Annotated in this window: 11 protein-coding genes and 1 tRNA gene; 4 read left to right on the top strand and 8 right to left on the bottom strand. The window is 69.3% G+C overall.

Annotation, left to right across the window (positions count from 1 at the left end; genetic code table 11):
- Nucleotides 1-702: 702 nt before the first annotated feature.
- On the bottom strand, nucleotides 703-1884 hold the full coding sequence (locus tag HS048_RS02305; RefSeq protein ID WP_255529562.1) for a DUF4062 domain-containing protein: 1182 nt from the start codon (nucleotides 1882-1884) through the stop codon (nucleotides 703-705).
- 30 nt (nucleotides 1885-1914) lie between these two features.
- On the opposite strand from HS048_RS02305, the gene HS048_RS02300 reads away from it, so the two are divergent.
- From HS048_RS02300 to HS048_RS02290, 3 genes are all read left to right on the top strand, one after another.
- A complete protein-coding gene (locus tag HS048_RS02300; protein ID WP_196465996.1) occupies nucleotides 1915-2367 on the top strand; it encodes a hypothetical protein in 453 nt (150 codons plus the stop codon).
- A gap of 249 nt (nucleotides 2368-2616) precedes the next feature.
- Complete coding sequence (locus tag HS048_RS02295) at nucleotides 2617-3267, top strand: HAD family hydrolase (RefSeq protein ID WP_196465995.1); 651 nt, start codon at nucleotides 2617-2619, stop codon at nucleotides 3265-3267.
- Nucleotides 3268-3451: 184 nt separating this feature from the next.
- Nucleotides 3452-3823 (top strand): hypothetical protein, encoded by a 372-nt coding sequence (locus HS048_RS02290; protein ID WP_196465994.1) that lies wholly within the window; start codon nucleotides 3452-3454, stop codon nucleotides 3821-3823.
- Between the two features lie 146 nt (nucleotides 3824-3969).
- Here HS048_RS02290 and HS048_RS02285 read toward each other — a convergent pair whose 3' ends face one another.
- Entirely contained in the window at nucleotides 3970-4872 is a 903-nt protein-coding gene (locus HS048_RS02285; protein WP_196465993.1) for a hypothetical protein, read from the bottom strand.
- Nucleotides 4873-4995: 123 nt separating this feature from the next.
- Between HS048_RS02285 and HS048_RS02280 the strand changes: the two genes are divergently transcribed.
- Nucleotides 4996-5061: transfer RNA gene (locus HS048_RS02280), tRNA-Phe, on the top strand.
- Nucleotides 5062-5335: 274 nt separating this feature from the next.
- Here the strand turns inward: HS048_RS02280 and HS048_RS02275 are convergent.
- The 6 genes from HS048_RS02275 to HS048_RS02250 form a co-directional block, all read right to left on the bottom strand.
- Nucleotides 5336-7375 carry a cellulose binding domain-containing protein gene (locus tag HS048_RS02275; RefSeq protein ID WP_196465992.1) on the bottom strand — a complete coding sequence of 680 codons (2040 nt, stop codon included), beginning with the start codon at nucleotides 7373-7375 and terminating at the stop codon, nucleotides 5336-5338.
- Between the two features lie 217 nt (nucleotides 7376-7592).
- Nucleotides 7593-9281, bottom strand: a complete 1689-nt coding sequence (locus HS048_RS02270; protein WP_196465991.1) for a cell wall metabolism sensor histidine kinase WalK — start codon at nucleotides 9279-9281, stop codon at nucleotides 7593-7595.
- Between the two features lie 52 nt (nucleotides 9282-9333).
- Nucleotides 9334-10044, bottom strand: coding sequence for a response regulator transcription factor (locus HS048_RS02265; RefSeq protein WP_068902776.1), 711 nt, complete (start codon nucleotides 10042-10044; stop codon nucleotides 9334-9336).
- Between the two features lie 120 nt (nucleotides 10045-10164).
- Complete coding sequence (locus tag HS048_RS02260) at nucleotides 10165-11013, bottom strand: hypothetical protein (RefSeq protein WP_196465990.1); 849 nt, start codon at nucleotides 11011-11013, stop codon at nucleotides 10165-10167.
- The gene (locus HS048_RS02255; protein WP_196465989.1) at nucleotides 11010-11945 is read right to left on the bottom strand and encodes an ATP-binding cassette domain-containing protein; all 936 of its coding nucleotides are present in this window, start codon (nucleotides 11943-11945) and stop codon (nucleotides 11010-11012) included. The genes HS048_RS02260 and HS048_RS02255 overlap by 4 nt, the downstream gene beginning before the upstream one ends.
- Before the next feature lie 192 nt (nucleotides 11946-12137).
- Entirely contained in the window at nucleotides 12138-12785 is a 648-nt protein-coding gene (locus HS048_RS02250; protein WP_068902781.1) for an O-methyltransferase, read from the bottom strand.
- Between the last annotated feature and the right edge of the window lie 247 nt (nucleotides 12786-13032).

Here is a 13032-nt window from a genome sequence, read left to right as displayed (position 1 = left end):
CCTCAGGGTATCGGCTAGTTCACAGCCTTACCATTGGTTGTCCTTGATTCAGACGGTTGAACGTGCGCGAAGCGGGGGTCTCATGATCCCCACCCCTGCGGGCTGGAGTGCGTGCTAACGAGGTTGCTAGCAGCGAGGTCGGACAACCTCGGACGGACGGTGACGGATCAGGACGCTTCTGATCCTGCTAGGGATCAGAAGACGGTACGGTGGCTGAGGCTGTGACGATCGCGGGCTTCGGTACTCCTCGTACGGGCTGGGGCGATCGCCGGCAAGGCCCTCCTCCGTCGGGCCTTGCCACCGGGTGACCATGGCCGAGGTAACAGCAGCACTGACAGCAACGTCACCACGCGCCGACTCCTCCGCGCCACCGTCCACATGCCCCTGACCACGGTCACGATCAGCCGAGCAGAGTGATTGCTCTGCCTGCAAAGCGGAAGGTCATACTGCCATAGGACTTTCATTCCTAATTACGGTCACAGGCATGTCCCCCGATTCAGCCAGGTAGTCCGATATCTCGGCCCTGGTGTCCCGCAGTACGGATCCGATTGCCTCCATATAAAAATTCTCGGTGCATGAAGCGTGCTAACGCAGTTTCATAATCAGAGATGGTGAGCCTGCCTGAGTAGGCTGCTACTTGAGGAGTCCCGAGAACGAGGTTCTCCATGCGGAGCGGTCTGCCGGATCAAGGGGCTACAATCATTACGTCGATAGCTGATTAAACAGTGCTCGGGAAAGGTCGCTGCCGACTTCGTAAGCTCCATTATCCAAAGCTGCTAGACTAACGGCCTCGTCCGGTTCGGTACGGTAAACGCCAACCGAACGGCCAAAGCCCAACGGCTGGGCACGGGACCGCGAGCGATGCGGATCAAAGGTATCGACGCTGATGAGTCCGGCCGACGACACGCCGGCTGCCACGACGACATATCCCTGTTGGATGATGCCCAACGCTCCTGTCAAGCGCAGCATCTCAGCGAACTGCTTCGGTAGCGCCTCGGAATCCAAGATTGATCCCATCTGGTCCCTAGGGAGGGTTGCTCGGATGGAGATCTGCCCTGTCTTATACAGTCGAACTTCCCTGATTTTTCCGTTCTGAGGTTTGTCCCATGCATGACGTCGATCGTTCTCTATACTAACCGAAGCGTAATCCTGGAATTTGAAAAGATTGAGGGCCTGGTCGCTCTCGATGTATCCGGTCTCGCGAACCCGGTTCGCCAATGAATCAACGAATTTTCCCATTTCGCGAGTTGAATATCCAGGGTGATTCGTTGGTAGGACGTGTAGTTCGAGTGGAGAGTCGTGACTGCTACCGGATGAATGTACTCCGTCGTCATTTGAGATCCAGATGATGGGAGGCTTCTGGAGTAATCTTATGAATTCTAGTGAAGACGGTTTGGAATCCATCTCGCGCAAACCTTGGACGACCTTGGTCTGAAGTTCCACGCTGTTAGAGAAGGAGTCCCGAAACACGCCCGTTGCGTATGCTTCCACGATGCGCGCGAACTTGTGCTGGTCAGGGTCGAATCTCACCCCGTTCTTGCGGTAGACCAGCCGTGGCTTCCCCAGACGTTGCGCGTGCACCCATTCGTCATGTGTGGCCGACTGCCCTGTTTCCGGGAACACGTGACCGTAGTTGGGACCTAAGAGGAGCAGGTAGACATCTGCGGACTCCAGAGCGGCTAGGCATGCCTCTCTGCTCGGGGTGGCCTGAGCTGAGAAGTCTTCGAAGCGCACTGGCGTATGACCCAGGGCGGTGATCAATCCGGGGAGGGAGTCGCGTTCTTCCTCCAAGCCCTTCCGTACACTGCTTATGAAGACTCTCACGATATGGTGTCTCCACTGGTCGAGGTTCACTTGCGAACCAGGGCGGTCCGCACAGCACATGGTATCCGGATACAGGTGGGGCGGGAGTTAATGGCCGAGATCTCAGATGAGGCGATACGCGCCTACTGGAAGGAGCACCGGGAGCAGTTGCGCCAGTGTGAGACCCAGCGCTCGACGCTTAGCAACCTTCTGATCATCATCACGGCCGCGTTGAGCGCTCTGATCGTTCAGCAGCGCTTCTCGCTGTACGTCCTACCCTTGTGTGCCTTTATCTCGATGATTGGCCTGTATGGCGCTGTTGCTGTCTCGAAGTACTATGAGAGAGCTTCCTATCACCTGTCTCAGGCGCGTGCTTTGACCAAAGATCTCGCGGAGCGTGGGGTGCTGGGTACTGATGAGAGGTTGGTAAAAGCACGCACTGATCACTACAGCGCCTTCCCCCGGATACATCGCATCCGCCTTCATCGACTGTGGATGGTCCTGCACTTCGCCATCGGGCTCTACGGGCTGTCACTGCTGTTGGTATGTGTGGTCATGGCATGATCGAGTTGATCTCTGCCGTTCGGCTTCCGGCGCTTGGGGCGGGCTGGCCCTGTGCGGCAAGTCCACTCGACCTTTGAGGAGGCGATTTGCTGTACAGCAGAGAAGTGCAGCAACAGGACCGCACAGTGCCTCACTCTGACATCCGCCAGCGTATGCCTGAGCATGGAGGATGCCTCTACAGCTCGTCGCTGACTCCCGTTTGCAAGCAGGCGCTCATGCTGGTGACAACCTCCCGGTTAGGGTGTTGCCGTGCAACGGCTTGTGCTCTTTGACCTGGACAACACGCTCGTGGACCTGGATGAGGCGTTCCGGGTGTGGGTCGTGGAGTTCGTCAACGAGCACGGGCTTGGGAATGAGGCGGTTGACTGGCTGATCGCTCTCGACCAGGCGGGTTATCCGCATCGTGAGATCTTCTTCGGTAAGGTCCGTGAGCACTTCGTTCTTTCGGAGTCGGTTGAGGAGCTGTGGGGTCGCTACCGCGCACGCATGCCGTACTTGGTGCACTGCCGGCCCGAGGTGATGGACGGACTGGTGCGGCTCCGTGCGGCAGGGTGGAAGGTGGGCATCGTCACCAACGGGACGGCGGATAATCAGCTCGGTAAGCTCCAGCGAACGGGGCTGGCCGAGGCCGTCGACGCCTGCGCGCTCTCTGGACTCGAAGGCATCCGCAAGCCGGATGTCGGTCTGTTCGAGATCGCTGCCGGGCGGTGCGGTATGAGTCTGGCCGGTGGGGGGTGGATGGTCGGGGACCACCCCGTCAAGGACGTCGGTGGAGGACGGGCTGCCGGCCTCCGTACGGTCTGGGTCGACCGAGGGACGTCGCAGTACCAGGAACACGAGGCCGATCACGTTGTCACGGATGTGCTCCAAGCGATGGAGATCCTGCAAAGCGAGTGCTGACGGAAGACCGCGCTACAGCTCAGGGAGGTGCTGTAAAACAGCGCCGTACAGCAACACCGCCTTCGCACGCACACCCATCGACCCGCATCTACTGTCCGACCAGGGCGCGAGCCCGCCGACCTGGACACCGCCCCTTACCCGTAATGAAGGGCTCAGCGGTCTGCCGATGAAGGATGTTGGAGCTATGAGCGTGCCCATCAGCGACAGCGGACTACAGGAGATTGAGGACCGCGCCCAGGCTGCGACGCCTGGACCGTGGCATGCGCGCTTCCTTGACGACGTCCATGCTGCGAACCTGGTCGCTGTCAGCACGACGCCTGACGTGAAGCGGGGTTGCCGCTGGCCGGAGTGGGACGGCAGTGAGTTGGTGGCGGCGACCTTGGTGCAGTTCCCGGAGCCCTATGTCACCGGCCCTGACGATCGCTGGGACGCGAACGCGGTGTTCATCGCACACGCTCGGTCCGATGTTCCGCGACTGCTGGCGGAGGTGCGCCGCTTGCGCGCCTTGCTGGACGAGGCGCGCCACGGCGACGTCGGCAGCGATGGATCTTGCTAGCGTGGATGCTAACAACAGCTCTGGACGGACCTGGACGAGCGTGGAGTGAGAGACCCCATAGAGCTCCTCTGACCAGGCTCGGAGAACTGCGGTGGACGGTGGTGGACGATCCCGAACTAGCTCGTATGAAGACGTCGGTGTTGGCGCTACCGCAGGTGGGGCTCTTCGACCTGTCTGGTGGCGGCGTCCCTGTCTCGGTACGCGGCGGCCACGGTGAGGGCGGCCACGGCGAGCAGGTGCCATCGGATGAACATGGCCGCGACCGTGAGGTCGAAGTATTCGGCGGGCCAGAGGATGAGGGCCGCCACGAAGCCCTCGAAGGCGCCGAGGACGAGGAGCGCCGCCAACCCCAGGGCGACCCCGCGCCGGAGCCGTTTGGCCATGATCGTACCCGCCGCCGCGACCAGGGCGACGAGCACGACCAGCACGCCGTCCACGTCGGCCTTGCAGGACCACGCTCCCGGCTGCTTCCACATCAGCTCCGGCGGCATGTAGGCGAACCAGCCGAAGGAGGACGAGTCGGCTTGCGCGAGCGTGAGCCGGCCGACCGTCCAGGCGGCCACCGCGACCGCCGCCGCCCAGAGCAGGGCACCCCTGCGGACGGGCGGGGCGGGCGCGCGTGCCACCAGGAGTAGCGCGGCGACGGCCAGGCAGTAGCAGACGGCCGAGGGCCAGGGGCTTTGAACGGGAAGGGCACGGCCAGGGAGAGGGGAGGGGGTACCGAGGGGGAAGGCGGTGGCGACCAGCCGGAGGGCCAGGACGGCGCACACCGCCGTGATCCCCAGGCTCGTGGCCCGATGAGGAAGGCGCAGCAGGAGGCCGGCCAGGACCACCGGGAGCAGGAGCTGGGTCCAGAACACCAGCCACCACCATGTGCCGGCGGCCATGTGGAGGAGGTCGGGGTCAATCTTGTAGCAGACTCCCACGCCCAGCTCCGCCAGGCTGATCTCCGTGCTCCTCAGGATGACCGGCCCGGAGGCTACCAGGACCGCCCCGAACCGGAGCGCTCCGGCCGGGAGCGGCGTCTTGGTCCGCGGCGCCTGAGTCATGAAGTCCTTTATCCCGTCTTCCGCTCGAAGATCGATACGGGTGACAGTAGCGCTGACAGCAACGTCCCCGTACGCGGGCTCACCTCGGCCACCATCCATCACCCTCTGACCACGGCGTCCAGTGTCCGACGAGGGCGATCGCTCCGCCTGAAAAGCGGAAGGTCGGCGGTTCGACCCCGCCCCTGACCACATCAGCTGAGCAACACGGAAGCCCCGAACGATCACGTTCGGGGCTTTTTCGTGTCGGTGGCGACGTCTCCGCCCGCCTCCGTCCGTGCGGGGAGAGCCGGGTCCGTCGCGCAACGAACGCGGTGGCGCATTCACCGCCGGTGAGCGCGGCGGCGCATCCACGGAACGGCGGACACCGCCTGGTGCGGGATGCGGCTCCGGCGATCGCCGGTGACCGGACCGCCGCGATCGCGGCTCGGGGGCCGTCCGTACGGAGGACGGCCCCCGGCCGCCGCTACCGGGTCGTGCAGACGGTTCCGTTGAGGGTGAAGACGGTGGGCAGCACGTTCGGGCCGGAGTAGTCGCCGACGAAGCCGATCGTGGCCGACGCCCCGGTGGGCAGCGAGCCGTTGCCGGAGTCGTTGACGACCCTGACGTCCCGCCCGCTCTGCGTCCAGACGGCGCTCCAGCCGCTGCCCAGGCTCTGCCACGCCCTGGGCCAGCTGAAGTCCAGGGTCCAGCCGCTGATCGGCGCACCGTGGTTGGTGATCTCGATGGCGCCGACGTATCCGCTGGCCCAGTCGGACTGCTTGGTCAGCCGTACGGAGCACGAGGCGGAGGCGGGCGTGCCGGTCGTGAACGTCAGCGGGGCGGAGGGCGACGAGGCGCCCCCGCCGCCGTCGCGTGCGATCACGTTGACCGTGTGGCGGGTGCCCGGCTTCAGGTTGCCGACGGTGAGCGAGGTTCCGGTGGTCTCGCCGATCTGCTCGCTGACGGCTCCATTCTGGAGGTGGACCTCGTACTTCACGATCGGACGCGCACCGGCGGAGGCGGCCGGCCAGGAGATCGTGGCGGCCCTGTCCGTCACGCCCGAGGCCGCCGGCTGTCCCGGCGCGCCCGGCAGGCCGGTCTGGGCGGCGGCGGGCCGCAGGATGACCGTGGTCAGCGAGAGCGGGGGCAGCGTCCGGCCGGTCGCGCCACCCGTGGCCGACTCCGTGATGGCGGTGGCACCGTTGGTGTGGGTCAGCACGGTGGGGGCCCCGGACGCCGGGCTGAAGCCGGCGTAGTCGATCGTGACGGGGTAGGACGTGTCGGACGAGGTGTTGATCAGCAGGACGGCCAGACCGCCGTCGGCGCGCCGTACGGCGTGCGCGGCGACCTTCTCCTGGTCGGTCGCGGCCCGGATGAACCGGTCCCCGGGACGGGCGAACCTGCTCACCATCTGCAGCGCGTAGTACGGCGCGAAGGGCGTGTTGACCTCCGGTTCGCAGACGCCGCCGTCGGAGGTGCAGGTCCCGCTCGACAGCAGGCCGAAGTCGCCGTAGTCGGTGTGCCCCTCGACCTGCGTGACGTTGCCGATGCCGTTGCGGACGTTCCACCAGTCGACCGTGAACACCCCGTTGGCCAGCAGCGTCGCGTAGGCGTCGGCGGCGGCCAGCGCACCGGGCTGGGTGTTCGTGCCGTTGCTGCTCGACCCGGTGTTGAACTCGGTCATCGCGATGCCGATCCGCTCGGAGCCGGGTCCCGCGTGCTTCGCGATCTGCTGCCGGGTGAGGTGGATCATGTCGGGGACGTGCGCGGTCCTGTCGAGGGCGCCGGGATACCAGTGCAGGATCACGAAGTCGATCTTTGATCCGGCGGTCGCCAGGACGACCTCGTTCCAGGTCCCGGCGTCGCCCTCGGCGACCAGCCCGTCGGGCCAGTTGGCCGGGGTGGTCAGCACCGCGCCGATCTTGATCGTCGGGTCGACGGCCTTCATCGCGTCGGAGTAGGCGACGACGTGGCGGGCGTACTCGGCCGGGCTCTTGTCGGCGTGCTCGTCGGCCTCCCAGGCGGTGCCGTAGCGGCCGTTGCCGTAGTTCTCGTTGCCGATCTCCCAGTACTTGACGCCGTAGCCCTTGGTGACGTTGGCGTGCCGCACCCAGGCCGCGGCCTCCTCCGCAGTCCCGGTGCCGTAGTTGGCGGTCACCATCGGCTGCGCCCCGGTGCGCCGCACGCCGCGCATGAAGGTGTCGAAGTCGGTGTCGGGCGCCACGTAGCCGCCGGGAGCGGTGTGGTCGGCCCAGTGGTAGATGTCGGAGTACGAGCCGCCGGGATAGCGCAGCAGTTTCATGCCCGCGGCCTTGAGCAGGTCGGCGGTCTCGTCGGTGCCCAGTCGGCTGTCCCAGATCGCGTGGTTGGTGCCGATGCCGGTCTCGGGGACCGGGGCCAGCGCGGCGCGGGCGTTGACGGTCACCGCGACCGGGTCGCCCTCGTCGGCGTGGGCCGGGGGGACGGTCAGGGCGGCCAGCGTCAGCAGGACGGCGGACGCGGTCCGTAACAGGGTTCTCGGCATCGGCGCACCTCATAGTGGACGGTGGTGTTCACTCGACGCCCCCCCTGACCGGAGGCAACATGATCATGGATGGTCGCCTCATATCCGTCAACCGGTGCTGAAACTTTCACGAGGGCGGGCCGGCACGGTGCCGTCCGGCGCCCTCACCGCCGTCTCCGGCCAGGGCACGGCTCACCGGAGACCGGGTCGGGGAGCGGCCGGACCGGTTCGCGGCGTGTCAGCCGGTTTGCGGCGGTTCCGCCGGTCCCGGGCCCGCGAGGGGGAGGAGCACCCGGAAGGCGGCGCCCCGGCCGGGGGCCGTACGGACCTCCACCCGGCCGCCGTGGGCGGTGACGATGGAGCGGACGATGGCCAGGCCCAGGCCCGCTCCGCCGCCCGCGGCGCGGCTGCGCGAGCCGTCCGCGCGGTGGAAGCGGTCGAACACGCGGGTCACCTGCTCGGCGGTCATCCCGGGGCCGGTGTCCTCGATCACGAGCACGGCCTCGTCTCCGGCCGTGCCGACCCCGATCCGCACCGGGGTGCCCGGCGGAGTGTGGGCGACCGCGTTGCCGACGAGGTTGCTCGTCACCTGCCGCAGTCTGGCCTCGTCGCCGTGGACCGGGGCCTCCGCCGGAGGGCCGTCGTCCGGGCCGGTCAACGTGACCGGGCGGGCAGGGTCCAGCGCGTGCAGGTCGTGGCGGGCGTCGGCGGCGAGCGTGCGCAGGTCCATGGGCGCCAGGTCCATCGGCAGGGCGCTCTCGCCCTCGTCCAGGCGGGCCAGCAGCAGCAGGTCCTCGATCAGCCGGGCCAGCCGGGACGCCTCGCTCTCGATCCGGCTCATCGCCCGGTCGGTGTCGGACAGGCCGCCCATCCGGTGCAGCTCGGAGAAGCCCTTGATGCCGAAGAGCGGTGTGCGCAGCTCGTGGCTGGCGTCCGCGACGAAGCGCCGCATCCGCGCCTCCGACGCCTCCCGCTCGGCGAAGGCCGTCTCGAGCTGGCCGAGCATGCCGTTGAGCGCGGCCGACAGGCGGCCGATCTCGGTGCCCGGCGCGGCCGTGCCGGGCACCCGCCGGGACAGGTCGCCTCCGGCGATGGCCGCCGCGGTCTCCTCGATCTCGCGCAGCGGCCGCAGTCCTCCGCGCACGGCGAACCAGCCGGCGACGGTCAGCAGGGTCAGCAGGACGACCGCGGTGACCAGGCAGACCAGGCCCAACCGGGTGATCGTGGACCGTACGCCGTTCAGCGACGCGGCCACGACGACGGCGCCGCTCTCCGAGGGAGGCGGCCGTTCCGGGGACGGGCGTTCCGGGGACGGCCGTTCTGCGGACGGCCGTTCTGCGGACGGCTGTTCTGGGGACGGGCGTTCCGGGGACGGGCGTTCTAGGGACGGCTGTTCCAGAGACGGCCGCACCCCGGTCCACGGCACCGCGATCACCCGCCAGTCCGCGCCGCCCGCCTGTCCCGGTGCGTCGAAGGGCCGTCCGGCGCGCCGGGCGACGGCTCCGGCGTCGAGCGGCGGGAGCCGGGGACCCCCGTCCGGGCCCCGGGCCGACAGGTTCTCCCGGTGCAGGACGGTCCCGTCCGGCGCGAGGTAGGCGACGTGCACCCGCTCGATCAGGCCCACACCGGGAAGCGGCCGCAGGTCTCCGCCGCCCTCCCCGGGCAGGGGCCGCCGGACCAGGGCGGCCGGGAGGCGCGCCAACAGCGCCGAGAGCGGCCTGAGCTGCTCGTCCACGCGGCCGACCAGATGGGCGCGGAGGGTGGCGACCGCGACCGTGCCGCTGACCAGCAGGCCCGCCGCCAGCAGGACCGAGGTGATCAGCAGGAGGCGGCCGCGGAGCGAGAGGCACCCGAGGCGCCGCCCCGCCCTCCGGGGGTTCGCCGATGCGCTCGTCCCGGTCTGGTCCGGGGCTGTGGAGCCGCTCATGCCGGTTCCGCCCCGCCGGGGACCGCGCGGACGCCCGCGTCCGTGGAGGCGCTCACGTCCTGGGCCTGCGCAGGACGTATCCGACGCCGTGCACGGTGTGGATGAGCTTGGGCTCGGTGGTGTCGGCCTTGCGCCGCACGTAGCTCACGTAGGTGTCGACGATGCTGGAGTCCCCGGCGAAGTCGTACTGCCAGACGTGTTCCAGGATCTGGGCCTTGGTGACCACCCTCCCGGTGTTCAGGACCAGATAGTGCAGCAGCCGGAACTCCGTGGGCGACAGCCGTACCGGACGGCCGGCCTTGAGGACCTGGTGGCCGTCGGGGTCGACCTCCAGGTCGCCCGCTCTCAGCGTCCGGTCGTCGGGCGCGAGCCCGGTACGGCGGAGCACGGCCTGGATCCGGGCGAGCAGCTCCTCCAGGTCGAACGGCTTGGTCACGTAGTCGTCGCCGCCCAGCCGCAGCCCGTTGACCTTGTCCGCCGCGGCGTCGCGGGCGGTGAGGAACAGTACGGGGATCCGGCCCGGGTGACCGGCGCCCAGCGGTCTGGGGAGCTCCCGGAGGCGGCGGACGACCTCGAAGCCGTCCATGTCCGGCAGCATCACGTCCAGCAGCACCAGGTCGGGGGGTTCGTGCCGGGCGGCGTCCAGCGCCTCGGATCCGGTGGCGGCGGAGCCGACCGTGTATCCGGCGAAGCGCAGGGTGGCCGAGAGCAGCTCCCGCACCACGGGCTCGTCGTCGACCACCAGCAGCCGGTTCCGGTCCATCGATCTCCCTCCAACGGCGGTGTCCTCCTCCGGAGGCGTTCCGCCCGGGGCGGGCGCGTTCCCCTCCGAGGATAGGGAGCGGCGCGGTCCCGGGACCCGGCGTGGGCTCCGGCGCGGGCGTCAGACGTCCCGCGACCGGAAGAGGGCCAGCGCGGCCAGCAGCAGGGCGAGCACGGTGACGGCGAGCACGGCGAACCCGGCCTGGGGCGGGAGCCCGTCGGCGCTCGGGCCGGCCCCGAAGAGCCGGGCGCCCGCGGAGGTCGGCCAGTAGGTCAGGACCGCGCGGGCCAGCCACTCGGGGAACAGGGACGCCATCGCGGGCAGGATGAGCAGGAACGTGCCGAGGGTGACGGCTCCCGCCGTCCTGCGGAGCAGGAACCCCATGGCGACGCCGTACAGGCCGACCAGGGTCATGTACAGCCCGGCGCCGGCGATCGCGCCCGGCACGCCCGGGTCCGTCAGGGCGAGGCCGGGGGCGCCCTGGGCGGCGAGCGTCGCCTGGCTGGTCAGGAAGGACGCGAGCGCGAGCAGCGGTCCGCAGGGCAGCATGACCAGGGCGACGAGGGCCGCCTTGCCCGCCAGGAGGCGTCCCCGCCGGGGCACGGCGGTCACGCTGGTCCGCATCGTCCCCGAGGAGTACTCGGAGGTGACGGTGAGCACCCCCACGGCGCTGACCAGCAGCTGCACGAGCATGAGGGCGCGGAACGCGGTCTGGCGGGGGTCGAAGGAGGCCTGCTCGTCGAGCGGGGCGCCCAGATACTCCCTGCCGTTCGCGGTGCCGAACAGCAGGCCGTAGCAGACGACGGCCAGGAAGGCGCCGGCCAGCGTGCCCACGGTGGCGCGGACGGTGCGGAACTTGGTCCACTCCGAGCGCAGCACTGCGGCGGGGCCCGGCGTCGTCCCCCGAGGTGGCCCTGCGGGGCCGAGGGCCGTCCCCGGGTGCGGGGCGGCGGGACCGGGCGTCGTCATCGCTCCCCCTCCGGGCCGGGCCGTACGCCGCCGAACTCCACGCTGTCGCGGGTGAGCTCCATGTACGCCTCCTCCAGGGAGGTCCGGTGCGGGGTCAGCTCGTGCAGCACCACCCCGTGCGCCATCGCGACCTTCCCGATCACCGCGCTCTCCATCCCCGTCACCACCAGGGCGTCCGCCTGTCCCGCGCCGCCGGGCCGTACGGTCCCCCCGGCGTCGCGCAGCCGGTGGGCGAGCTCCTCCGCTTCCGGGGTGCGCACCAGGACGGTCTCCCGCGAGTTCGCGCGGACGAACGCGTCCAGCCCGGCGTCGGCGAGCAGCCGGCCCCGGCCGATGACGACGAGGTGGTCGGCGGTCAGCGCCGTCTCGCTCATCAGGTGGCTGGAGACCAGCACCGTCCGGCCCTCCGCGGCGAGGCCGCGCATGAGGGTGCGGATCCACACGACGCCCTCCGGGTCGAGCCCGTTGACCGGCTCGTCGAAGACCAGCACCGCCGGGTCGCCGAGCAGGGCCGCGGCGATGCCGAGCCGCTGGCTCATGCCCAGGGACAGCCCGCCCGCCCGTCGGCCGGCGATCCCGGAGAGGCCGACGATCCCGAGCACCTCGTCGACCCGGCTCCGCGCGATGCCGTTGCTCTGCGCCAGGGACAGCAGGTGGGCGAGCACGCTCCGGTTCGGGTGCGCGGCGCGGGCGTCCAGCAGCGCGCCGACCTCCCGCATCGGGAAGGGAAGGTCGGCGTACCGGCGTCCGCGGATCGTCGCCGTGCCGCTCGTCGGCGCGTCCAGGCCCAGGATCATCCGCATCGTGGTGGTCTTGCCTGCGCCGTTCGGGCCGAGGAAACCGGTGACCGCGCCCGGTCTGACGTCGAAGCTCAGGTCGTCCACCGCCGTGGTCCGGCCGTGGCGTTTGGTCAACCGCCGTAACTCGATCATGCGACGAATCCTGGGCCGGGCGGCCGGGCGGTTCCGGAGAGGTTCTGTGAGCCCTCTGTGAGATCCCGGGCCGCATCGGGCGCCGCGGCGGCGCGCGGGCCGCAGTGCAGGCCGGATCGCGGGCCCGGCGGCGCCGATCTCACAGGATGTTCACGGCGTCCGCGCCGGCCGGGACCGTCCGCGTCGGCCGGGTCAGCGCCTGCGGGCGAGGGTGACGCCGTCGCGCACGGGCAGCATCACCGAGTCGACGCGGTCGTCCGCGACGACGGTCTCGTTCATCCGGCGCATGGCCACGTCGGCCTCGTCCTCGCAGGCCGGGTCGAGCACGCGGCCCGCCCGCAGCACGTTGTCCAGGACGATCAGCCCGCCCGGACGGAGCCGGGGGACCAGCTCCTCGTAGTAGAGGGGATAGCCGACCTTGTCGGCGTCGACGAACGCGAAGTCGATGTACGGCTCGGCGGGCAGCGCGCGGAGCGTCTCGATCGCGGGGGCGATCCGCAGGTCGATCCGGTCGGTGAGGCCGGCCCGCTCCCAGTAGCGCCGGGCGATCGAGGTCCACTCGTCGCTGACGTCGCACGCGAGCAGGCGGCCGTCCGCGGGCAGGCCCCGGGCGATGCAGACCGACGAGTAGCCGGTGAACACCCCCACCTCGACGGCCTGCCGCGCGCCCGTGAGCCGGACCAGCATGGTGAGGAGCTCGCCCTCGTCGTGGGAGATCTGCATGTTCGCGCTGTCGGGGAACGCCTCCCGGGTCTCGGCCGCCAGCTCGCGGAGCAGGTCGTCGGCGGGGGTGCAGTGGGAGAGCAGGTAGTCGCTCACCCCGGGGTCGATGATGTCCATGTCCTGTCCGCTCCTCGGTGTCGTGCGCCGTACGGGGGGCACCGCCCGGTCGGCGGCGGCCGCCCGGATGATGATCGCCGGTCGATGGGCCCCGGCAAGCGTTCCCTTCCACCGAGGGCTTTGGCAAGTGGGTACGCGTCGCACGGAAACCGGTACGGGGTGAGGGACGGAACATCCCGGTACGGGGTGGGAGACGGAACATCCCGGTCCGTTGTGAGGCACGGCACTCCGGCCGGGTCTCATGCTC

It is taken from the genome of Planomonospora sp. ID91781 (assembly GCF_015711595.1).
GTDB classification, from domain to species: Bacteria; Actinomycetota; Actinomycetes; order Streptosporangiales; family Streptosporangiaceae; genus Planomonospora; species Planomonospora parontospora.
The sequence above is the reverse complement of the archived record's forward strand: the minus strand, read 5'-3'. Positions and strand labels throughout refer to the sequence as shown.